The following is a 20179-nucleotide window of genomic DNA, read 5'->3' as shown; positions in this document are numbered from 1 at the left end:
GACGGCTCGACCTTCTTGCGCGATTTCTTCGGCTTCGGCTCGTCCTTGGGCTGCAGCATGGTGCCGGTGCACTTGGCCGAGCCGCAGCGGCATTCCCAGAGCTTCTTCAACGCCGGGGTGTAGGGCTCGTCGAGCACGATGCCGTAGTTGTAGCTCAGCTCCTCGCCCGCAGCGATGTCGCGCAGGGCGTGGATGAAGACCTTGTCCTTGTGCTTCTTGCCCTTGGCGTTCTCTTCCTGCACGGCCTCGCAGTTCGGCGCGCAGCTGTGGTTGATCCAGCGCGCGATGTTGCCGTCGATGTTCGCGTCGATCACGAACTCGTCGTTGAGGCTGAAAAGGAACGTGTGGCCGGTCTCGTCGTGGCCGGCGTAATCGGCATCGACGTCGGCATGGGCGCGCACTTCGCCCTTGTAGCGCACCACGCGCTCGCCCTTGGCGATGGCCTCGGTGGCGAACACGCCGTTGCCGTGGATGGACGACTGGCGGCGTTCGATTTTCTTTGGCATGGGTCAAGGCGCGTGGCGGAAAGAGGCCTATTCTGGCCGTGTCCAGAGCGCAGGAACAGCCCATGTCCGCCGTCGAGAGTTGGCACGAGGAGATGCAGTCGGCTTGGCTCTACCGGCGCATCGCCCTCGCCGAGCGCGATGCGCGCATGGCCGCGTTGTTCGAGCGCCTGGCCGGAACGGCCGAGCAGCAGGCCCAGCGCTGGGCGGCGCTGGCGCCCGCCTTGCCCACATTCGCCCCGACACCCCGGGCCAAGCTGGCCGCCGCCCTCCTGCGTCGCGTGCCACCGCGTCGGCTGCTACCCCTGCTTCGCGCCCTGAAGGTGCGTGGGCTCTCGGCCTACGACGCCGCACCGGCCGGCCATGCGACGCACACCCGCGTGGAAGACATCGGCCACCGCCATCGCGGGCCGGGTGGCGGCTCCTTGCGGGCCGCCGTGTTCGGCATCAACGACGGCCTGGTTTCCAACGCCAGCCTGATCCTCGGCATGGTGGGTGCCGGTTCCGGCGATGCGACCGTGCTGGCCGCCGGCGTCGCCGGCCTGCTCGCCGGCGCGCTGTCGATGGCAGCCGGCGAGTACGTGTCCGTGCGCTCGCAGCGCGAACTGTTCGAATACCAGATCGGCCTCGAACGCGAGGAGCTCGCCGAGTATCCGGAAGCGGAGGCCGAGGAGCTGGCTTTGATCTACGCCGCCCGCGGCATCGATCCCGCGGACGCGCGACGCATGGCCGACCAGCTGGTCGCGAACCCCGAGCACGCGCTTGACGTGCTGGCGCGCGAGGAGCTGGGCCTGAACCCCGACGACCTCGGCTCCCCCTGGGGTGCAGCGATTTCGTCCTTCCTCGCCTTCGCTGTCGGCGCCACCCTGCCCCTGCTGCCCTTCCTGTTCGGCGCCGAACTGCCGACGGCGGCCTACATCGGTGGTGGGCTCTCGGCCGCCGGCCTGTTCGCCACCGGTGCGGCCATGAGCCTGTTCTCCGGCCGCAACGCTTTCGGCGGCGGCCTCCGGATGCTGGCCATCGGCGGCGGCGCGGGCGCCCTTACCTTCGCGATCGGCCACCTGCTCGGTGGCGCGATCGGCTGAGGCGCTGCCTCAGGCGGCCACGGGGCGCGCGCCGCGGTTCATCCGCCAGCGCCGCTCCTGCACCACGATCACCGCGAGATAGAGCACGACGACGGCGGCAGGAATCGCCACATAGCGATGGTCCGGTAGCGCGTAGTGCAGCCCCAGCACGGCCACGACACGGGCCACCGCGTGGGCGTAGCCGATCCAGTGGCCGATGATCCAGCTGTACACCATCCACATCGACACACTGAGCACGGCGACGCCGAGCGGCATCGCGCTGGGCTCGACGATGCCGAAGGGAATGGCGATGGCGTAGGCCAGCAGCGCCTGCGCCATGCCGACGAAGAACAGGTTCTGGAACACGTTCTTCGGCTTCGAACGGTCGAGGAAATCCTCGCCGGTGAGCTTGGAGAGGCCCATGCCGAGGTAGGCGATCATCCCGGTGGCGATCACCAACACCAGCAGCATCGTCGACTCCGGGAGGAACAGGCCGGCCACGCCCACGGCAGCCCAGGCGATCGTGCCGGCCAGCGGCATGGCCAGCCCACGCGCGGCCGCGAACTCGGCGCGCTGGATTTCGAGGCTGCGCTCAGAAGAAGACATGGCGCATCCAGCCGAAGCCGCCGGTCCAGTACGCCACCCAGGCGAAGTCGAAGCTGGCCCAGCCGAAGCCCTTGGCGGCCTTGATGGTCCGGCCGATCACATAGGCGCCGGCGGCGATCAGGGCGATGCGGGTCAGGTCACGCGATTCCACGGCTGCTCTCCTCTCACCGCCCCCACCGTGGGGGCGTAGGGACAGTCTCCCCGTGCCACGACCCGCGCCCCATCCACGGCCGTCAGGACTTGTGGGTGACGGGTGTCACTTGGGCGAGTGGCGCCAGAGGATCACCAATCGGTGGGGGCGTAATCCTTCAAGAACTGGCCCCACACGTGCTGGCCGCTATTGATGCCGCCGATGATGGGATCCACGATGCGCGCCGCGCCGTCCACGATGTCGAGCGGCGGATGGAAGCGCTCTTCGATGGTCTTGCGTGCCGCGATTTCAATCGGGTCCTCGTCGGTCACCCATCCGGTGTCGACCGCATTCATATGGATGCCGTCACCGTGGTAATCGGCGGCGGACGTGCGCGTCATCATGTTCAGCGCCGCCTTCGCCATGTTCGTATGCGGATGCTTGGTGGTCTTGAAGTTGCGATAGAACTGCCCCTCCACCGCCGACACATTCACGATGTGCTTGTCGCGCTCCGGCGTGCGCAGCATCAGGGTCTTCAGGCGCGCATTGATGATGAACGGCGCAACCGCGTTGACCAGCTGTGTTTCGAGCAGTTCCACGGCCGGCACTTCATCCATCTGCAAACGCCACGAGTTCCGGCCGCGCAAATCCACCTGCTGCAGGTCTTTGTCGACCCGGCCTTCCGGAAACAGGTGCGCCTGCCCCAGGAGCTCGTCGGCCAGCAGCGGAACCTGCGAAAGCTCGGCCGCACGCGCAATGCCCGCCTGCGTCGCCAAGTTCGGGCCATCCACCAGAGCCTGACTGCCGCCCGGCAGCAGATCCGCCGCGCGCAAGCCTTCGTAGCCGCCCACCAGCTTGCGGATGTGCTCCGGCAACTCGTGCAGGGCTTTCGTTTCGCCGGCCATCATGTGGGCATAGAACGCTGGCGGTCGGCGCACCGTCTGGCAGGCATTGTTGATGATGAAATCGAGCCGCGGCCGGGTCGCGACCAACTCGGCACAGAACGCTTCCACGCTGGGCGTGTGGCGAAGGTCGAGGCCGAACACTTCAAGCCGATGGCCCCACTCCGCAAAATCCGGCTCCTGCGCGTAGCGCTGCGCAGAATCCCGCGGGAAGCGCGTGGTCACGATCAGGTCGGCACCGGCACGAAGCAGCTTCAATCCGGCCTGGTAGCCAATCTTCACTCGACCGCCGGTGAGCAGCGCCACGCGCCCACGGAGATCCGTGGTCTCGGTGCGCTTGAAGAAATTCAGCTCCGCGCAGGGCGGGCAAAGTTGATCGTAGAAGTGATGCACCAGCGTGTACTTCTGCTTGCACACATAGCAGTGCAGAAGCTCGGGTGATTCGCCCAACAAGACCGGCTCGGCCGCCTTGTTGCGCGGATCGTGCTGGCCGGCAGGATGCGGCGGAAAGTAGTTCGGCGTGGTGAATACCGGCTTGCTGCGCAAGGTGCGGATGCCGGTTTGATCGAGCAGAGCTTCGGTCTTCCGTGCCTTCTCGCGAGCGGCTTCCCGCAACGCTTCCTTGTTTTTCTTGCGGCGTTCGCGCGGCTCCGGGTGATGCACCAAGGCCACCGCCTGCAGCAGGCGAACACGCTCGGCCTCGGGCAAAGCCTCCAGAAGCGCGCGGTCGTCGCGAACGGCCTCGAGCAGCTCAATGGCCGTGCGGGCGCGATCAGGGAAGGAAGCAGCCTCGTCAACGGGCGAGGAGTGAAGCGTTTGGGTCATGGTGTAGGCCGTGAAGCGCGATTGCGCAAAGAGAAGGCGCGTCAGCGCTGATCGAAGGCGTGTCGGTATGCCCCGCCTGCTGGCGCTCATTGTCTCCGGAACCGGGCCCGGCCACACGGCTGGTGGCTCCCTTCACACCCCGCCGATTGAGCGGGCCGGGGTCAATCCGTACAATTCCGGTCCTGATTCAGCCCGGGGCCGCCCGGGCTCCGGCCAGCCCTTCCGCCAGCCCCTGCGAGCGACCGCCCCGATGCTCCGCGTCACCAAACTCACCGACTACGCCACCGTGGTGCTCACGGTGCTCGCCGAGCAGGCCGAGCGCGTGCACAGCGCCGCCGAGCTGGCGGAGCGCTCGCGGGTGGAGGCCGCCACGGTCGCCAAGGTGCTGAAGCTGCTGGCGCAGGCCGGGCTGGTCGAGAGTTTCCGCGGCGCGGCCGGCGGCTACCGGCTGGCACGGCCGGCGGCGCACATCCGCTTGGCCGACATCGTCGAGGCCCTGGAGGGCCCGCTGGGCATGACCGCCTGCAGCGTCCACGACGGCGACTGCGGCATCGAGGCCCATTGCGGTATCCGGGCGGGCTGGCAGCGCATCAACGACGTGCTGCTCGACGCACTGAACCGCACCACCCTGGCCGACATGCTGGCGCCCGCGCTGGCCCCCGTTCCGAAGAACCCCAAAGCCATCCCGGCCGCCCTGGTCCCGTCGACCTGAGCGCGCCCCGAGGAGAGCCACCATGACCACACCCACCGTCGAGACCCTCCTGCCCTCCGGCACCCCGCTCGAGGCCGGCGTCGAGGAAGCCCTCAACCGCCGCTACGACGCCGGTTTCATCACCGACATCGAGACGGAATCCTTCGCCGCCGGCCTGGGCGAGGACGTCGTCCGCGCCATCTCGGCGAAGAAGAACGAGCCGGAATGGATGACCGAGTGGCGCCTCAAGGCCTACCGCCATTGGCTGACGATGACGCCGCCAGAGTGGGCGAAACTCAACATCGCGCCGATCGACTACCAGGCCATCTCGTATTTCGCTGCGCCGAAGAACGCGCCGAAATCGCTGGACGAGATCGACCCGAAGCTGCTGGAGGCCTACGACAAGCTCGGCGTGCCCCTGCATGAGCGCGCGCGCCTGGCCGGCATCGCCGTCGATGCCGTGTTCGATTCGGTCTCGGTCGGCACCACGTACAAGGACGAGCTGAAGAAGGCCGGCGTGATCTTCTGCTCGATCAGCGAGGCGATGCACGAGTATCCCGAGCTGGTGAAGCAGTACCTCGGCTCGGTCGTGCCGGTCGGCGACAACTACTTCGCCGCGCTGAACTCGGCCGTGTTCTCCGACGGCAGCTTCGTGTTCATCCCGAAGAACACCCGCTGCCCGATGGAGCTCAGCACCTACTTCCGCATCAATGCCGGCCACACTGGCCAGTTCGAGCGCACGCTGATCATCTGCGAGGAGAAGGCCTACGTCTCCTACCTCGAAGGCTGCACCGCGCCGATGCGCGACGAGAACCAGCTGCACGCGGCCGTGGTCGAGCTGGTGGCGCTGGACGACGCCGAGATCAAATACTCGACGGTGCAGAACTGGTACCCCGGCGACGAGAACGGCGTGGGCGGCATCTACAACTTCGTGACCAAGCGCGGCGAATGCCGCGGCGCACGCTCGAAGATCAGCTGGACGCAGGTGGAAACCGGCTCGGCCATCACCTGGAAGTACCCGAGCTGCGTGCTGCTCGGCGACGACTCGGTGGGCGAGTTCTACTCGGTCGCGCTCACCCACCACCGCCAGCAGGCCGACACCGGCACCAAGATGGTGCACATCGGCAAGAACACCAAGAGCACCATCGTCTCCAAGGGCATCAGCGCCGGTCGCGGCCAGAACACCTACCGCGGCCTGGTGAAAGTCGAGAAGACGGCTGCGAACGCCCGCAACTACACGCAGTGCGACTCGCTGCTGATCGGCAAGCGCTGCGGCGCGCACACCTTCCCGTACATCGAGGTGAAGAACGCCAGCGCCACTGTCGAGCACGAGGCCACCACCTCGAAGATCAGCGACGACCAGCTGTTCTACTGCCGCGCCCGCGGCATCGGCGAGGAGGACGCGGTGAGCCTGATCGTCGACGGCTTCTGCAAGCAGGTCTTCAAGGAGCTGCCTATGGAGTTCGCCGTGGAAGCCAAGAAGCTGCTGGAAGTCAGCCTGGAAGGGGCGGTGGGATGAACATGGCGCCCGCCCTCCGCGAGGCCTACCGTCGCGAGCTCGCCGAAGCGGACGCGCTCGAAGCTGCTGGGGCCTGGAAGACGGCCTTCCATCACCTCGAGCGTGCCCACATTCTCGGGCAGCGCCACACGCTGGCGCACACCAGGGCGCATCTCCGCATGTTGCGCAACGGCTGGAAGCGCGCCGACGCGCGCGAAGTCCGCGGCCAAGTCGTGCGCAGCCTCGCCGCCCTGCTCAAGACCGTCATCTGGGTGCCCGCGGGGAATACCGGCGGCGCCAACGTCAACCCGCTCCGGCCCATGCCCATCCCGGCCGACCTGAAGCCCTATCTGGACTGATCCGATGCTCAAGATCGACAACCTCCACGTCCGCATCGGCGGCCGAGAAATCCTCAAGGGCCTGAGCCTCGAGGTCGCGCCCGGCCAGGTGCACGCCATCATGGGCCCGAACGGGGCCGGCAAGAGCACGCTCGGCAACATCCTCGCCGGCCGCGAGGGCTACGAGGTCACCCAAGGCTCGGTCACCTACCAGGGCAAGGACCTGCTGGCGCTGGAGCCGGAGGAGCGCGCCGCCGAAGGCGTGTTCCTTGCCTTCCAGTACCCGGTCGAGATCCCGGGCGTGAACAACACCTATTTCCTGCGCGCCGCGCTCAACGCGCAGCGCAAGTACCGCGGCGAGCCCGAGATCGACTCGATGGGCTTCCTGAAGCTGGTGCGCCAGAAGCTCTCGGTGCTGCACATCAAGGACGAGCTGCTGAACCGCGCCGTCAACGTCGGCTTCTCCGGCGGCGAGAAGAAACGCAACGAGATCTTCCAGCTCGCCGTGCTGGAGCCGACGCTGGCCATCCTCGACGAGACCGATTCGGGCCTCGACATCGACGCACTGAAGCTGGTGGCCGAAGGCGTGAACCTGATGCGTTCGCCGGAGCGCAGCTTCCTCGTGGTCACGCACTACCAGCGGCTGCTCGACTACATCAAGCCGGACGTGGTGCACGTGCTGGCCGACGGCCGCATCGTCGAGAGCGGCGGCCCCGAGCTCGCGCTCGAACTCGAACAGCACGGCTACAGCTGGGTGAAGGACCGCATCGCGCCGGGAGCCTCGGCATGAGCACGGCCGCGACCAGCCCGCTGGTCGAGGCGCTGGACGCGCAGGCCGCCGCGCTGGCCGAAGCGACCCCGTCGCTTGCACCGGCGCGCGCGCTTGCCCGCAAGGCCGCCCTCGCGCACGGCGTCCCGACCACGCGCCAGGAACGCTGGAGGTACACCGCGCTGCGCGCGCTCGCCGCGCGCCGTTTCGAGCCCCCCGCGGCCCGCGTCGATGTCGATTTGAAGGTGGTCGCCGACATTCCGGCGCCGCGCCTCGTCATCGCCAACGGCCGATACGCCCCGGCCCTCTCCGACCTGCATGGCCTGGCCGAAGGCCTGCGCGTGCGCCTGCTGTCCGAAGTGCTGCGCGACGCGCCGACCGAGGCCGCGGGCTGGCTCACCACCGACACTGCGGCCACCGACGCCGCGTTCCAGCAGTGGAACGGTGCCCTCGCCGACGAGGGCTTCGTGCTCGAGGTCGAGCCCGGCGTTCGCGTGGCCACGCCGCTGCACCTCGTTGTCATCGGCGTGGAGGACGGCGCGGATCGCGCCCTCCATCTGCGCCATCGCATCGTGCTTGGCGCCGGTGCGACGCTCACTGTCGCCAAGCACCACCTCCGCGCTGGCGCGCATCGCCACCTGTTGAACACCGTGCTGCAGGTCGAACTGGGCGAAGGCGCCGCGCTCACGCAGGCCCGGGTGCAGCAGGAATCGGATGGCGCGACTCTGATCCAGCGCACGCAAGCCATGCTCGGCGCGAACGCGCACTACCGTCGGCTCGACCTCGAACTCGGCGGCGCGCTGTCGCGCCACGAGCTCGACGTCGTTCTCGCCGGCGAGGGCGCGCAGCTCGATGCGAACGGCGTGCTGCTGGCCGACGGCCGCCGCCACATCGACACCCGCCTCGGCATCGAGCACCGCGCCCGCGACACACGCTGCGAGCTCACCTGGCGCGGCCTCGGCGCGCAACGCGGCCGAGCGGTGTTCCACGGCGGCATCCTGATCGCCGAAGGCGCGGATGGCAGCAACGCCACGCTCTCCAACAAGAACCTGCTGCTCGACGACGGCGCCGAGATCGACACCCAGCCGGTGCTCGTCATCCACGCCGACGACGTGCAGGCCGCGCACGGCGCGACCGTGGGCCGCCTCGACGACACCGCCCTGTTCTACCTGCGCTCCCGCGGCGTGCCGCTGGCCGAGGCCACGGCGATGCTGACCGCCGCCTTCCTGCGCGAGCCACTGGCCGTGCTGGCGAACGAGCCGCTGGAAGCCGCGCTGGCCGCCACGCTCGACGCCCGCCTCGCTTCCGCCGCAGCGGCCCGCGAATGAGCACGCCCGCTCCCACGCCGCGGGAGGCCACGACCGCCATCGACTGGGCGGCCATCCGCGCGCAGTTCCCGGTGCTCGAACGCACGGTCCATGGCAAGCCGCTGGTCTATCTCGACTCGGCCAACACCGGGCAGAAGCCGCAGGCGGTCATCGATGCGGTGAACGAATTCACCGCGCACCACAACGCCAACGTCAGCCGGGCCGTCCATGCCTTGGGCAGCGAGGCGACCGAAGCCTACGAAGGCGCGCGCAGCACGCTGGCGCGCTTCCTCAACGTGCGCCGCGACGAGCTGGTGCTGTGCAGCGGCACGACCTTCGCACTGAACCTCGCCGCCTACTCGTGGGCGCTGCCGCGGCTGAAGCCCGGCGACGCCATCGTGCTGACGCGCATGGAGCACCACGCCAACATCGTGCCGTGGCAGCTCGTGGCCGAACGCACCGGCGCGACGATCAAGGTCGCCGAGCTCACTCCCGAAGGCGAACTCGACCTCGACGGCTTGTGGCGCCTGCTCACCCCCGAGGTGAAGCTGCTCGCCTTCGCGCACGTGTCCAACGTGCTCGGCACGGTGAATCCCGTGCGCGAGATCTGCCGCGAGGCCGCCAAGCGCGGCATCGTGACGGTCGTCGACGGCTCGCAGGCCGTGCCGCACCGCCCGGTGGATATCGCGGCGCTGGGCTGTGACTTCTATGCCTTCACCGGCCACAAGATGTGCGGCCCGACCGGCACCGGCGGCCTATGGGGCCGGCGCGAACTGCTGGCGCAGATGCCGCCCTTCCTCGGCGGCGGCGAGATGATCAAGGAAGTCCGCTTCGAAGGGACGGTGTTCAACGATCCGCCGATGCGCTTCGAAGCCGGCACGCCCAACATCGCCGGCCACATCGGGCTGGGCGCGGCGGCGGCGTGGCTGGACGGCGTCGGCATGGCCGCGATCGAGGCCCGCGAGCAGCACTTGCTCGCCCACGCGAACGCAGCGCTCGCCACCGTGCCGGGCCTGCGCATTTTCGGCACCGCCCGCGAGAAGGCCGCGGTGATTTCCTTCGCCATCGAAGGCACGCACGCACACGACCTCGCCACCTTGCTCGATCTGGAAGGCATCGCCGTGCGCTCCGGCCAGCACTGCGCCCACCCGCTGTTGGCTTGGTTCGGCGTCTCCGCCACCTGCCGCGCCTCGCTGGCGTTCTACAACACGGAAGCCGAGATCGACGCGCTGGTGGCCGCGCTCCACAAAGTGCGCCAGCTGCTGCTCTGAACGCGTCGCCACGCCAAACGCCACACGCCAACGCCATGACCGCACCGCTGTACTTCCGCACCGCCGCACTCGCCGACCGCGACGCGATCATCGCGCTGGTCACCTCGGCCTACCGCGGCGACGCCAGCCGCGCCGGCTGGACCACCGAAGCCGACCTGCTCGACGGCCCGCGCGTGGCCCCCGAGGTGCTGGAGCACGATCTCGTCCGCCCCCGCAGCCGCGTCGTGCTCGCCGAGCGCGACGGCGCCCTGGTGGCCTGCGCCCACGTCTGCGACGACGCCGGCGCCGGCTACTTCGGCATGTTCGCCGTCGATCCGACCCGGCAAGGCGGTGGCCTCGGCGACGCCGTGCTGCGCGAGTGCGAACGCGTCGCCCGCGAGGACTGGCAGCTGCCGGCGATGCGTATGACGGTGATCGACGTCCGCGACGAACTGATCGCCTGGTACGAGCGCCGCGGCTACCGCCGCACCGGCATCAAGAAGCCCTTCCCCTACGGCGACGCGCGCTTCGGCCACCCCAAGCGCGATGACCTGCGCTTCGAGGTGCTGGAGAAGGCCCTGTGACTTGGGTGAAGGTCTGCGCCGAGAACGAACTCGCGCCCGGCGAGACGCGGGTGGTCTGGGACGGCGATACGCCGATCCTCGTCATCAACTTCGACGGCACGCTGTACGCCGTCGAGGACAAGTGCACCCACGAGGACTACGAGCTTTCGGCGGGGCCCTTCGATGCCGAACAGGGCGTGCTGGTCTGCCTGCTGCACTCGGCGACCTTCGACCTGCGCAGCGGCGAGGCGCAGTGCGCGCCGGCCTACCTGCCGCTGGTGAAGTTCCCGGTGAAGGTCGAGGACGGCGCCGTCTGGACCCGCGACGACCGTTGACCCCCCCGCCGGATTGACCGCGGTCAAATCACCCGAACGCGGGAATGCCAGCCTGTGCGGGACACGATTTCTGGCCCCTGCCATGTCCGCCGCCGCCCCGCTCCCGTCGTCCAAGACCAACAGCCTGCTGCCCTCGATGGGGCCTGCACTCGCCGAAATGGCCGCCAAAGGCCAGCCCATCCCGTGGTCGCCGCTGCTCTCGGTCGGCATCGACAGCATCGATGCCCAGCATCGCGTGCTGCTGGCCTACATCAACCAGCTGAGCGCGACGATCGCACGCGGCCAGTCCGCCGCCGCGTTGGCCGAGGTGATCGCCGGCCTGGAGTCCTACACCCGGCTGCATTTCCGCCATGAGGAACGCCTGTTCGCCTTGCACCATTGGGTCGAGCACGAAGACCACGAGCACGGCCATCGCCACTTCGAAGCCCAGCTTCGCGCCTTCCGCGAACGTCTCGACAGCGGCGACAGCGCGCTGGCCCGGGACGTGATGCGCTTCCTGATCGCTTGGTTGGCCGAGCACATCCTCGAGGACGACATGGCCTACAGCGCCCATCTCCGGGCGCACGGGGTGCGCTGAAACCGCAGGGCCTAGCCTTGGGCCGCCGGGTTCGCCGGTTGCAGCTTCGCCAGCAGCACCTCACCACCGCCTTCGATGACCCGCCGTTCGCCGGGGGGAATGGCGATGCGTGCCGCATCGCCGACCTCGAGTACGCCGGCCGGCGTGCGCACCTGCCCGGCCAGCACGTAAAGCACCCAGGTCACGTCGGGTTCGCCGAAGAACAGCATCGATCCGACGATCGGACGATGCAGCAGCTGCGCGTCGATGGCGTCGCGCTTCCACATCAGGTTGAAATCAACCGTCGGACCATCCACAAGCAGGGCCGTCAGCGGCCGCTCACCGGAGAAGCGCAGCCGACCGTGCGGCGGCACCAGGCGATGCATCTCGCCATCGGCGAAGTGCAGTTCCATGCCCTGCCCCGAGATCAGGACGATCTCGCGCTCGCAGCCGGGGAAGGGCGAAAACGGACCGTCGCAGCCTACTTCCGCCACCGAGATCCGCCAGTCCCAGGCGCCGTCCGCCGGGAATCGCAGGATCTCGCGCGTCCAGCCGCCGCCGTTCTTCCAGCGCTCGCGACGATGGGTGGTAGCGGGGAGCAGTTCGATCATGCGGGGGCCGACATCGGAACACAGGTCCCCGACAGTCTGGCCCGCCCCTCGCCATGCGGGAAGGGGCGGAAGAAAAAGGCCCGGCCGCCCATTCCATGGGCGACACCGGGCAGCGTCCTTGCCGGTCACGCCGCCGTCCGGGGCAGCGCTTCCTGGTTCATCCTTGCGCCTCTCCGTGGGCGACGCGCTCGTCCTTGAGACCGTGCCTCAACGCACCCGGGGGGCTGGTGCGGTGGGGCGCGGGGCGCTCGTTGCCGCGCGGGCCGTCCCCGGCGCCGCGGCTGGTGCACCACCCACCATGATCCGCGCGCGATTCAGCTCGAGCGTGGCCGGGCCGATGCCCTTCACGTTGACGAGCTGGTCGATCGAGCGGAACGGGCCGTGCACGCGGCGGTGCTCGACGATGGCCGCGGCTTTCGCGGGGCCGACGCCGTCCATCACGCGATCCAGCGTGGCGGCGTCGGCGGTGTTGATGTTGATGCGCTCGTTGGCCTGGGCCGTGCCGGCGAAGGCGAGGGCCAACAGCAGCGCGGCGAAAGTCTTGCTGAGGAAGTTCATTGGGGGGCTCCGTGTCCGTCATCCTTGGGGCCGCGGCGGGGTTCGTGCCGCGGTGGAGACAGCATCGCGATCCGACGGGTGTCAGGTTATCGACCGAGCGCCCGATGTCGGCTAGGAGTTCGGCGCGACGTCTTGTAGGAATTTTCCTACCCCCGCTCCGCCCGCCGACTACAATCCACGCAACGCCATTCACGACGGCCCGCCGCGGCCGCCACGGAGCCTGCCATGGACCACGCCCGCACCCAGTCTTTCGTCAGCCAGATGTGGGACGACGACATCGTCCCGCGCCTCGTCGAGTACATCCGCATCCCCAACAAGTCGCCGATGTTCGACGCCGACTGGGTGAAGCACGGCTACATGGAGGACGCCACGCAGTTGCTCGCCAACTGGGCGAAGCGGCAGCCGGTGAAGGGAATGACGGTCGAGATCGTGCGCCTCGAGGGCCGCACGCCGCTGATCTTCATCGAGGTCCCGGGCACCGACGGCGGCGGCGCGGACGGCGACACGGTCCTGCTCTACGGCCACCTCGACAAGCAGCCGGAGATGACCGGCTGGGACCCGGACCTCGGCCCCTGGGTGCCGGTGATCAAGGGCGACAAACTGTTCGGCCGAGGCGGCGCCGACGACGGCTACGCGCTGTTCGGTTCGCTGGCCGCGATTCAGGCCCTGCAGGACCAGGGCAAGCCGCATTGCCGCGCGGTGATCCTCATCGAAGCCTGCGAGGAATCCGGCAGCTACGACCTGCCCTTCTACGTCGACCATCTCGCCGCGCGCATCGGCAAGCCTTCGCTGGTGGTCTGCCTCGACTCCGGCTGTGGCAACTACGACCAGCTCTGGTGCACCACCTCGCTGCGTGGCCTCGCCGGCGGCAACCTGCGCGTCGACGTGCTGGACGAAGGCGTGCACTCGGGCGACGCCAGCGGCGTCGTGCCTTCGTCGTTCCGCGTGCTGCGCCAGCTGCTGGCCCGCATCGAGGACATCGAGACCGGCCGCGTCACGCTGGACGCCCTGCACGTTGCGATCCCTCCGGAGCGCATCGAGCAGGCGAAGAAGGCCGCCGCAGTCCTCGGAGACGAGGTGTACAGCAAGTTCCCCTTCGTGAAGGGCATGCAGCCCGCGCTCGACGACCTCGCCGAGCTGGTGCTCAACCGCACGTGGCGCCCGGCGCTCTCGGTCACCGGCCAAGAGGGCTGGCCCTCGCTGTCGAACGCCGGCAACGTGCTGCGCCCCTTCACCGCGGTGAAGCTGTCGATGCGCCTGCCGCCCACGGCCGACGGCAAGACGGCCGGCCACGCGCTGCGCGACGCGCTCATCCAGAGCCCGCCCTACGGCGCGAAGGTGAGCTTCGAGCTGGAGAAGAGCAGCACCGGCTGGAACGCCCCGGCGATGAGCCCGTGGCTGTCGCACGCCATCGACCATGCGTCGAGGCACGCTTTCGGCGCGCCGGCCATGTACATGGGCGAAGGCGGCACCATCCCGTTCATGGGCATGCTCGGCGAGAAGTTCCCCGGCGCGCAGTTCATGATCACCGGCGTGCTCGGCCCGCACAGCAACGCGCACGGCCCCAACGAGTTCCTGCACATCCCCACCGGCAAGCGAGTAACGCAGGCGGTGGCGCAGGTGATCGCCGAGCACTACGAGGCCTCGCAGAAGGGCCTGACGCGGGGCGTCGGCGTGGCCGCGGGCGGCGCGGAATTCGGCGACCACGGCTGCTGCTGATCTCTAGGGAGAACGTTCGATGGACCTCGCTTTCCTCGGCTACGGCTGGGTGCAGATCCTGCTGCTGGGCTTCGTCGCTGGGCTGCTGGCGCGCTGGATCTTCCCGGGCAAGCAGAAGCTTGGCCTGATCCTCACCACCTTGCTTGGGATGGCTGGTGCCATTTGCGCCTCGTGGGTGCTGGACACCTTCGACATCACCGTCGGCGGGCGCTGGATGCGCTTCGCCGCCGCGGTGGGCGGCGCGGTGGCGCTGCTCGCGCTGGTCAAGGCGCTGAAGGGCAAGTGACGCGATGACGAACACCGGAACGGCCGTCGTGGCCGACGACGCCGCACGCGCCGACGACCGCCTCGCCTTCGCCCGTGCAGCGCTGGGTGACGCCTCGGCCACGCTGGAACGCGCCTCGATGGACGCCGGCTTCCGCAGCTACTGGCGCAGCAGTGGCGAGCCGACGCGCATCGTCATGGACGCGCCGCCCGGCAAGGAAGATGTGCGGCCCTGGCTCAAGATCCGCGACCTGCTCGAACACGGCGGCGTGCGTGTCCCGCGCGTGCTGGCCCGCGAGGTCGACGCCGGCTTCTTGCTTCTGGAGGATCTCGGCACACAGAGCCTGCTGCAGGTCATCGACGAAGCGAACGCCACGACCTGGTTCGATGCCGCGCTCGACCAGCTGCTGCCACTGCAGAAGATCGCCGCGCCGACGGGCTTCCCGCGCTACGACGAGGCCCTGCTGACGCGCGAGCTGAAGCTCTTCGACGACTGGCTGCTGGGCACGCACCTCGGCCATGCGCTGGATTGCGCGCTCACTGATCCTCTGGAGCTGGTCTACCGCCGGCTGATGGACGCGATCCTCGCGCAGCCCAGCGTGCTGGTGCATCGCGACTTCATGCCGCGCAACCTGATGCCGCTTCGCGACGGCGGACTCGCCGTGCTGGACTTCCAGGACGCCGTGATCGGGCCGATCAGCTACGACGTGCTCTCGCTGTTCAAGGACGCCTTCCACGGCTGGCCGCCCGAGCTCGTGGACTGGGGCGTGGCGCGCTACCACGAGCGCGCGACGGCGGCTGGCCTTCCCGTGCCGGGGCTCACCGACTTCCGCCGCGATGTGGATCTGATCGGCGTGCAGCGCCATCTGAAGGTGCTCGGCATCTTCGCGCGCTTGAACCACCGCGATGGCAAACCCAAGTACCTCGCCGACGCGCCGCGCTTCGTGCGCTACCTGCTCGACGTGATCCCGAAGCACCGGATGCTGCAGCCCCTGCAGGCGGTGATCGAGGAGCGCGTGCTGCCGCAGGTCGGCGCGCTGCCGTCGCGCTGAGTCGCAATCCCCATGGCCGACCGCCCGACGCACGCCCTCGTCTTCGCCGCCGGCAAAGGCGAGCGCATGCGCCCGCTCACCGAGACCACGCCGAAGCCCCTGCTGATTGCCGGTGGCAAGCCGCTGATCGCCTGGCACCTCGAAAAACTCGCCGCGCTCGGGGTGCGCGAGGTGGTGATCAACACCAGCTGGCTGGCCGACCGCTTCGCACCGTCACTGGGCGACGGCGGTACCTGGGGTCTGCGCCTGCACTACGTGTACGAAGGCCCGGAACCGCTGGAAACCGGCGGCGGCATGCTCAACGCCCTGCCGCTGCTGGGCGAGGCCCCCTTCCTCGCCATCGCCGCGGACGTGTGGACGGATTTCGACTTCGCGACCCTGCCGAGTGAACCGGCGGGCCTCGCGCACCTGGTGATGGTGAAGAACCCGGAGCACCACGGCCGCGGCGATTTCGCCCTCCGCGACGACGGGCGTCTGCAGCTCGCGACCGCCGACGCCGAGGCGCTCACCTTCTCCGGCATCGGCCTTTACCGCCGCGAGTTCCTCGAGGCCTGGCCGGCGATCGTGGGGAACGCGCCGGGCGCCAACGAAACGCCGCCGCGATTCAAGCTGCGCCCGCTGTTCGATGCGGCCATCGCCCGCGGCGCGATCACCGGCCAGCACCACGACGGCCGCTGGACCGACGTCGGCACGCCCGAGCGGCTGGCGGCCCTCGACGCCGCCCTGCGCTGAGGTTCAACCCGCCGGCGCGTCGCGCTCCGTGGGACGGCGCCGGAACGGCGGCGACGCGGCAAACGGATCGACCGCTTTGCGCTGGGCCGCCGCGGCCTGCGCCCACCACGCCAGCTGCGATAGCCCCCGCGCGGCATAGCTGGACCATCGAGCCGCATCCTCGCCGGCGGCGGGACGGCCTTCCGCATCGAACACGCGATCCGCGTGCGGGTAATGCAGCATCGCCGAAACCGGAAGGCAGCCCAGTTCGGAGAGGAACGTGCGCAGACCGACCGCGGCCCGCGTGCCGCCCCACTGGCCGGACGAGTACGTCGCGATCAGGCTGGGCTTGAAGGCGAAGGCCGAGCTCGGGAACGCGTTCAGCAGGTCGGTGAGTGCCGGGCTCGGCGAATGGTTGTACTCCGGGCTCACCATCACGTAGGCGTCGGCGGCACGGATGCGCGCGTGCAGCTCGGCCATCGCGGGCGGCACCTCGGCCGCCGGACGCGTGAACACCGGGCGGAACACCGGTTCGATCGGCAGGGACAGCGGATCGATCAGTTGCACGTCGAGAGACGTCGACGCTTCGCCGACCAGATGGCGGGCGACGCGTTCGCCAAGTCGTGGCGGATTCGGCGGCGACGACGCCCGGCGCGAACCGAGGAAGACGAGGACGTTCATGGGGCCTCCCTTGCATCGCGGCCGGAGCGCCGCGGGATGGTCAATCGAGATCGAGCGCTTGGCGCACGAAGGGCACCGTCAGCCGGCGCTGTGCGGCCATCGCTGCGCGGTCGAGGCGATCGAGCAGCGCCGTCAACGATTTCAGGTCGCGGTCGACGCGACGGAACAGCCAGTCGAGCACGGCGTCGTCGAGTTCGAGGCCGCGGCGCGCGGCGCGGCGACGCAGCGCCTCGCGGCGCCCGTCGTCATCGAGGACGTCGAGCGAGACGCGCAGGCCCTGCCCGAGGCGCGAGCGCAGGTCGGGCAGCGCCCAAGCCAGGTCCGCGGCCGGAAGACGCGAGGCATACACCAGCGTTCGGCCGGCGTCGCGAAGGCGGTTGTGCAGGTGGAACAGGGCTTCGCAGTCCTCGCGTGAAGCGGAGGCGGCCTCGATGCCGTCGAGGGCCACGAGGTCGTTCGCGTCGAGGCCCTCGAGGATCGTGCCCAGCGCACCGGCGAAGGCCGGCACCGGCAGGTAGCGTGCGCGACGTCCGGCCTCGTGCGCCTCGCGACACGCGGCCAACAGCAGATGGCTCTTGCCGCTCCCTTCGGCGCCTTCGACGAACAGGCCGGCATCGATCGACACCACCGGGCTGGGCTCGCCCCGTGAAGCCGCGCGCAGGACCTCGACGGCCCAGTCGTGGCCAACGAACAGTTCAAAGCGCTGGTCCGGCCCCACCGGCAGCGCCAGCGGCAGCTGGGCGCTCATGCCGGACGCGTGTCGCCGGCCTCGTCGGCGGGCGGGCCTTCAGCCTCGCCTTCCAGAACGCCGTCGCCGTCGCGGTCCTCGCGGTACAGCAGGCTCTGCGTGTAGCGCTCATGCGCGTACCGCAGCAGCACCATGAACACCGCCGCCGCCGGCAGCGCCAGCAGGATGCCGAGGAAACCGAACAGCTGGCCGCCGGCCATGATGGCGAAGATCACCGCCACCGGATGCAGGCCGATGCGGTCGCCCACCAGCCAGGGCGTCAGCACGAAGCCCTCGATGAGTTGGCCGCCGCTGAACACCGCGCACACCAGGACGAGGTGGAAGAGATCGCCATGCTCGACGAGGGTGGCGATGACCGCCGCCACCAGCCCGATGGCCGTGCCGAGGTAGGGCACGAAGCTGAGCAGGCCCGCGATCATCCCGATCAGGAAGCCGAGGTCGAGACCGATGAGGCTCAAGCCCACGCCGTAAATGAGGCCCAGCGCGATCATCACGCTCACCTGGCCGCGCAGGAACCCGCCGAGCACGTCGTCGGACTCCCGCGCGAGACGCACCACCGTGGGCTCCAGCGGGCGCGGAATCAGCTCGTGCACGGCCGAGATCATGCCGCGCCAGTCACGCATGAAATAGAACGTCACCAGCGGAATGAGCAGCAGGTTGGCCACCAGCGCGAGAAAAGCGAGTCCAGATTTCGACAGGCCCCCGATCACGTTCGCCGCGACGCCGCCGGCCTGTTGCCAGTGCGCCTTCAGCAGGTTGCCGAGTTCCGCCGGATCGACGTAAGCGGCGATCGACACGCTGAAGCGGGCCTCCACCCAGGGAATCGCCGTTCCGGTGATCCACACGCCGAGCTTCGGGCCCCACTCGCCCGCTTGCTCGATCTGCGTCTTCAGCATCGGCACCAACAGCAGCACGATGAGCACCACCAGCAGGCTCATCATCAGGAACACGAGAGTGACCGCCGTTCCGCGCGAGCGCCCGCGCTGCTCGATGCGAGAGACCAGCGGGTCGGCCACCCACGCCAACAGGGCCGCGACCGCGAAGGGCGTCAACACGGGGCCCAGCAGCCAGAGCAGCAGGCCGAGCACGACGAAGCCGCCCAGCCACAGCCAGGGGCGCAACCAGAGCAGCGGGGCAGTCATCGGGCGGTCCTTGGCATCGGGTCAGCGCGCCACGCGGTAGCGCACCCGCGTGGGCAGGGTCGGATCCGTGGCTGGCGCCGTGGCTTCCGGAACGAGATGGCCGGAACCCGCGAGCATCGCCTCGAAGCGCGTCCGGTCGACGGCGAGATCGAGGCGGACACGCATCGCGTCGGGCTGGGCCTCGATCACGTCGAAGCCGCGCAGCACCGGCAGCGACTGCAGGTAGGCGGCGAGATCGAGCCACGCGGACTGGCTGTCGATGCCCAGGATCTCGGCCTCGAGCACCTCGGCCTTGCCGGCCTCGACGCGCTTCGCCTGCCGCGCCGCCAGGGTGTCGGCCGCGCGGTCCGCACCCGCGGCGATGGCGCGCTGCGGGCTGGGGTCGGTGACGCTCCAGCGCGCCAGCTCCTCGGCGCCGTCCGCCAGCAGCCATTCGCTGGTCCAGCCCGCGGCGCCGGCGCGGGACACCTTGCCGAGCAACTGCACGCGGGCGCCGTAGCGGCTGGACAGCACGCCGACCGCGGCGGCATCGAGGGCCCAGATGCTGCCGGAGGCCGGTTGCTCCACGGCGGTACCGCCGGGCAGCAGGAAGCGCAGGCCGCGCTCCAAGCCACGCTGCGCCAGCGGCTTCACCACGTTGATCTGTTGCGCCGAAACAAGCCGCGGGCCGGCGCCGCCGCCATCGTCGACCGCCAGCCACAGCATCGGCTTCGGCCGCTCGCCCGCCCACAGCGGCAGGCCGGCCGCGACCACCAGCGCATCCACGGCCTCGGGGTCGAAGCTGGCCGCCAGCACCTGGCGCTGCACCGGCACGCCGCCGGCCAATTCCTCGACATCGCGGTATTCGGTGCCCACCACCATCGATTCGGCGACGCGCAGCGCCCGCTGCGCCACGGGATCGTTCGGGGCCGCGACCTGGCCGCTCACCCGCACCAGCACTTGGGCCAGCGCGCGGCCGAGTGCGGCGTCGCGCTCGCGGCTCTCCTGCGAGGTCACCGGCACTTCGGCGGTGTACCACTCGAGCTCCCGCGCGGGCGCCGCAGCGGGTTCCGCCGGGGCCGCCGGGCTCGCGACGGGCGCTCCGCCTGCGGCCGGCGCCTGCGCGTGGGCCGAGGGCAAAGCGCCCCCGAGGAGCAGGCCGGACAGCGCGAGGGTGCGGAGGGATCGGGAGGAAAACGCGTGCATCGTGGACTCCGAGGGACGCGCCATGGTGCCGCAGGGCGCGCGGAAGCGTCCAACGCGGCAGTGGCCGCGGCGCCGCCGGTTCAGCCGCGAGGGGGCCCCGGCGACCGTCGGCCGGACCCCGGCTGGTAAACTGCGCGCTTCGCTTGATGCCCGAAGGCCCGCCACCCGTGA

At 69.6% G+C, this 20179-nt stretch carries 23 protein-coding genes and 1 pseudogene; 14 read left to right on the top strand and 10 right to left on the bottom strand.

All coding sequences use genetic code 11. The features are described 5' to 3' along the window. Positions 1-44: 44 nt before the first annotated feature. Positions 45-506, bottom strand: a pseudogene (locus O9255_RS07105) (SET domain-containing protein-lysine N-methyltransferase); the annotation flags it as partial. 62 nt (positions 507-568) lie between these two features. Between O9255_RS07105 and O9255_RS07100 the strand changes: the two are divergent. After that, positions 569-1588, top strand: a complete 1020-nt coding sequence (locus O9255_RS07100; protein ID WP_297866161.1) for a VIT1/CCC1 transporter family protein — start codon at positions 569-571, stop codon at positions 1586-1588. Positions 1589-1597: 9 nt separating this feature from the next. Here the strand turns inward: O9255_RS07100 and O9255_RS07095 are convergent, their stop codons facing one another. The 3 genes from O9255_RS07095 to O9255_RS07085 form a co-directional block, all read right to left on the bottom strand. Beyond that, positions 1598-2173: a hypothetical protein gene (locus tag O9255_RS07095; protein ID WP_297866160.1), complete on the bottom strand. Its 576-nt coding sequence runs from the start codon at positions 2171-2173 to the stop codon at positions 1598-1600. Beyond that, the gene (locus O9255_RS07090) at positions 2160-2324 is read right to left on the bottom strand and encodes a hypothetical protein (protein WP_297866159.1); all 165 of its coding nucleotides are present in this window, start codon (positions 2322-2324) and stop codon (positions 2160-2162) included. Before O9255_RS07090 ends, O9255_RS07095 begins: the two co-directional genes overlap by 14 nt. A gap of 131 nt (positions 2325-2455) precedes the next feature. After that, a complete protein-coding gene (locus O9255_RS07085; protein ID WP_297866158.1) occupies positions 2456-4030 on the bottom strand; it encodes an SDR family oxidoreductase in 1575 nt (524 codons plus the stop codon). Between the two features lie 250 nt (positions 4031-4280). On the opposite strand from O9255_RS07085, the gene O9255_RS07080 reads away from it, so the two are divergent. The 9 genes from O9255_RS07080 to O9255_RS07040 all read left to right on the top strand — a co-directional run bounded on the left by O9255_RS07080 (position 4281) and on the right by O9255_RS07040 (position 11358). Further along, positions 4281-4742, top strand: a complete 462-nt coding sequence (locus tag O9255_RS07080; protein WP_297866157.1) for an SUF system Fe-S cluster assembly regulator — start codon at positions 4281-4283, stop codon at positions 4740-4742. A gap of 22 nt (positions 4743-4764) precedes the next feature. Next, a complete protein-coding gene (gene sufB / locus O9255_RS07075; RefSeq protein ID WP_297866156.1) occupies positions 4765-6240 on the top strand; it encodes a Fe-S cluster assembly protein SufB in 1476 nt (491 codons plus the stop codon). Between the two features lie 2 nt (positions 6241-6242). Beyond that, entirely contained in the window at positions 6243-6578 is a 336-nt protein-coding gene (locus O9255_RS07070; RefSeq protein WP_297866155.1) for a DUF3703 domain-containing protein, read from the top strand. Between the two features lie 4 nt (positions 6579-6582). Beyond that, positions 6583-7347 (top strand): Fe-S cluster assembly ATPase SufC, encoded by a 765-nt coding sequence (gene sufC, locus O9255_RS07065; RefSeq protein WP_297866154.1) that lies wholly within the window; start codon positions 6583-6585, stop codon positions 7345-7347. Further along, a complete protein-coding gene (sufD, locus tag O9255_RS07060) occupies positions 7344-8654 on the top strand; it encodes a Fe-S cluster assembly protein SufD (protein WP_297866153.1) in 1311 nt (436 codons plus the stop codon). Before sufC ends, sufD begins: the two co-directional genes overlap by 4 nt. After that, the gene (locus tag O9255_RS07055; protein WP_297866152.1) at positions 8651-9904 is read left to right on the top strand and encodes a cysteine desulfurase; all 1254 of its coding nucleotides are present in this window, start codon (positions 8651-8653) and stop codon (positions 9902-9904) included. Before sufD ends, O9255_RS07055 begins: the two co-directional genes overlap by 4 nt. Before the next feature lie 35 nt (positions 9905-9939). Beyond that, positions 9940-10467, top strand: a complete 528-nt coding sequence (locus O9255_RS07050; protein WP_297866151.1) for a GNAT family N-acetyltransferase — start codon at positions 9940-9942, stop codon at positions 10465-10467. Next, a complete protein-coding gene (locus tag O9255_RS07045; protein ID WP_297866150.1) occupies positions 10464-10781 on the top strand; it encodes a non-heme iron oxygenase ferredoxin subunit in 318 nt (105 codons plus the stop codon). The genes O9255_RS07050 and O9255_RS07045 overlap by 4 nt, the downstream gene beginning before the upstream one ends. Before the next feature lie 82 nt (positions 10782-10863). After that, positions 10864-11358, top strand: a complete 495-nt coding sequence (locus O9255_RS07040) for a bacteriohemerythrin (protein ID WP_297866149.1) — start codon at positions 10864-10866, stop codon at positions 11356-11358. Positions 11359-11369: 11 nt separating this feature from the next. Here O9255_RS07040 and O9255_RS07035 read toward each other — a convergent pair whose 3' ends face one another. Both O9255_RS07035 and O9255_RS07030 read right to left on the bottom strand, forming a co-directional pair. Continuing rightward, positions 11370-11948 carry a HutD family protein gene (locus tag O9255_RS07035; protein ID WP_297866148.1) on the bottom strand — a complete coding sequence of 193 codons (579 nt, stop codon included), beginning with the start codon at positions 11946-11948 and terminating at the stop codon, positions 11370-11372. 207 nt (positions 11949-12155) lie between these two features. Beyond that, positions 12156-12506 carry a helix-hairpin-helix domain-containing protein gene (locus O9255_RS07030; protein WP_297866147.1) on the bottom strand — a complete coding sequence of 117 codons (351 nt, stop codon included), beginning with the start codon at positions 12504-12506 and terminating at the stop codon, positions 12156-12158. Positions 12507-12731: 225 nt separating this feature from the next. Between O9255_RS07030 and O9255_RS07025 the strand changes: the two genes are divergently transcribed. Genes O9255_RS07025 through murU form a run of 4 tightly spaced genes read left to right on the top strand, consistent with a single transcriptional unit; the run spans position 12732 to position 16273 of the window. Continuing rightward, positions 12732-14225 carry a M20 family metallopeptidase gene (locus O9255_RS07025; RefSeq protein ID WP_297866146.1) on the top strand — a complete coding sequence of 498 codons (1494 nt, stop codon included), beginning with the start codon at positions 12732-12734 and terminating at the stop codon, positions 14223-14225. A gap of 19 nt (positions 14226-14244) precedes the next feature. After that, positions 14245-14511: a GlsB/YeaQ/YmgE family stress response membrane protein gene (locus O9255_RS07020; RefSeq protein WP_297866145.1), complete on the top strand. Its 267-nt coding sequence runs from the start codon at positions 14245-14247 to the stop codon at positions 14509-14511. A gap of 4 nt (positions 14512-14515) precedes the next feature. Next, positions 14516-15541, top strand: coding sequence for a phosphotransferase (locus tag O9255_RS07015; protein ID WP_297866144.1), 1026 nt, complete (start codon positions 14516-14518; stop codon positions 15539-15541). A gap of 12 nt (positions 15542-15553) precedes the next feature. Continuing rightward, on the top strand, positions 15554-16273 hold the full coding sequence (gene murU / locus O9255_RS07010) for an N-acetylmuramate alpha-1-phosphate uridylyltransferase MurU (protein ID WP_297866143.1): 720 nt from the start codon (positions 15554-15556) through the stop codon (positions 16271-16273). A gap of 3 nt (positions 16274-16276) precedes the next feature. Here murU and O9255_RS07005 read toward each other — a convergent pair whose 3' ends face one another. Genes O9255_RS07005 through O9255_RS06990 form a run of 4 tightly spaced genes read right to left on the bottom strand, consistent with a single transcriptional unit; the run spans position 16277 to position 20008 of the window. After that, entirely contained in the window at positions 16277-16933 is a 657-nt protein-coding gene (locus O9255_RS07005; protein ID WP_297866142.1) for an NAD(P)H-dependent oxidoreductase, read from the bottom strand. Positions 16934-16973: 40 nt separating this feature from the next. After that, positions 16974-17681: a DnaA regulatory inactivator Hda gene (gene hda / locus O9255_RS07000; RefSeq protein ID WP_297866141.1), complete on the bottom strand. Its 708-nt coding sequence runs from the start codon at positions 17679-17681 to the stop codon at positions 16974-16976. After that, positions 17678-18823 carry an AI-2E family transporter gene (locus O9255_RS06995; protein ID WP_297866140.1) on the bottom strand — a complete coding sequence of 382 codons (1146 nt, stop codon included), beginning with the start codon at positions 18821-18823 and terminating at the stop codon, positions 17678-17680. Before O9255_RS06995 ends, hda begins: the two co-directional genes overlap by 4 nt. A 21-nt stretch (positions 18824-18844) precedes the next feature. Then, positions 18845-20008, bottom strand: coding sequence for a DUF2066 domain-containing protein (locus O9255_RS06990; RefSeq protein ID WP_297866139.1), 1164 nt, complete (start codon positions 20006-20008; stop codon positions 18845-18847). Positions 20009-20179 lie beyond the last annotated feature (171 nt).

The organism is Silanimonas sp. (genome assembly GCF_027530345.1).
GTDB lineage: Bacteria > Pseudomonadota > Gammaproteobacteria > Xanthomonadales > Xanthomonadaceae > Silanimonas.
Note: the sequence above shows the minus strand (reverse complement) of the source record. Positions and strands in the feature narration are given on the sequence as shown.

Excerpts from the sequence above, each read along its gene's own strand:
- O9255_RS07100 (WP_297866161.1), top strand. The coding sequence starts at position 569 with ATGTCCGCCGTCGAGAGTTGGCACGAGGAGATGCAGTCGGCTTGGCTC.
- O9255_RS07095 (WP_297866160.1), bottom strand. The coding sequence starts at position 2,173 with ATGTCTTCTTCTGAGCGCAGCCTCGAAATCCAGCGCGCCGAGTTCGCG.
- O9255_RS07085 (WP_297866158.1), bottom strand. The coding sequence starts at position 4,030 with ATGACCCAAACGCTTCACTCCTCGCCCGTTGACGAGGCTGCTTCCTTC.
- O9255_RS07080 (WP_297866157.1), top strand. The coding sequence starts at position 4,281 with ATGCTCCGCGTCACCAAACTCACCGACTACGCCACCGTGGTGCTCACG.
- sufB (WP_297866156.1), top strand. The coding sequence starts at position 4,765 with ATGACCACACCCACCGTCGAGACCCTCCTGCCCTCCGGCACCCCGCTC.
- O9255_RS07070 (WP_297866155.1), top strand. The coding sequence starts at position 6,243 with ATGGCGCCCGCCCTCCGCGAGGCCTACCGTCGCGAGCTCGCCGAAGCG.
- sufC (WP_297866154.1), top strand. The coding sequence starts at position 6,583 with ATGCTCAAGATCGACAACCTCCACGTCCGCATCGGCGGCCGAGAAATC.
- sufD (WP_297866153.1), top strand. The coding sequence starts at position 7,344 with ATGAGCACGGCCGCGACCAGCCCGCTGGTCGAGGCGCTGGACGCGCAG.
- O9255_RS07055 (WP_297866152.1), top strand. The coding sequence starts at position 8,651 with ATGAGCACGCCCGCTCCCACGCCGCGGGAGGCCACGACCGCCATCGAC.
- O9255_RS07050 (WP_297866151.1), top strand. The coding sequence starts at position 9,940 with ATGACCGCACCGCTGTACTTCCGCACCGCCGCACTCGCCGACCGCGAC.
- O9255_RS07040 (WP_297866149.1), top strand. The coding sequence starts at position 10,864 with ATGTCCGCCGCCGCCCCGCTCCCGTCGTCCAAGACCAACAGCCTGCTG.
- O9255_RS07035 (WP_297866148.1), bottom strand. The coding sequence starts at position 11,948 with ATGATCGAACTGCTCCCCGCTACCACCCATCGTCGCGAGCGCTGGAAG.
- O9255_RS07030 (WP_297866147.1), bottom strand. The coding sequence starts at position 12,506 with ATGAACTTCCTCAGCAAGACTTTCGCCGCGCTGCTGTTGGCCCTCGCC.
- O9255_RS07025 (WP_297866146.1), top strand. The coding sequence starts at position 12,732 with ATGGACCACGCCCGCACCCAGTCTTTCGTCAGCCAGATGTGGGACGAC.
- O9255_RS07020 (WP_297866145.1), top strand. The coding sequence starts at position 14,245 with ATGGACCTCGCTTTCCTCGGCTACGGCTGGGTGCAGATCCTGCTGCTG.
- O9255_RS07015 (WP_297866144.1), top strand. The coding sequence starts at position 14,516 with ATGACGAACACCGGAACGGCCGTCGTGGCCGACGACGCCGCACGCGCC.
- murU (WP_297866143.1), top strand. The coding sequence starts at position 15,554 with ATGGCCGACCGCCCGACGCACGCCCTCGTCTTCGCCGCCGGCAAAGGC.
- O9255_RS07005 (WP_297866142.1), bottom strand. The coding sequence starts at position 16,933 with ATGAACGTCCTCGTCTTCCTCGGTTCGCGCCGGGCGTCGTCGCCGCCG.
- hda (WP_297866141.1), bottom strand. The coding sequence starts at position 17,681 with ATGAGCGCCCAGCTGCCGCTGGCGCTGCCGGTGGGGCCGGACCAGCGC.
- O9255_RS06995 (WP_297866140.1), bottom strand. The coding sequence starts at position 18,823 with ATGACTGCCCCGCTGCTCTGGTTGCGCCCCTGGCTGTGGCTGGGCGGC.
- O9255_RS06990 (WP_297866139.1), bottom strand. The coding sequence starts at position 20,008 with ATGCACGCGTTTTCCTCCCGATCCCTCCGCACCCTCGCGCTGTCCGGC.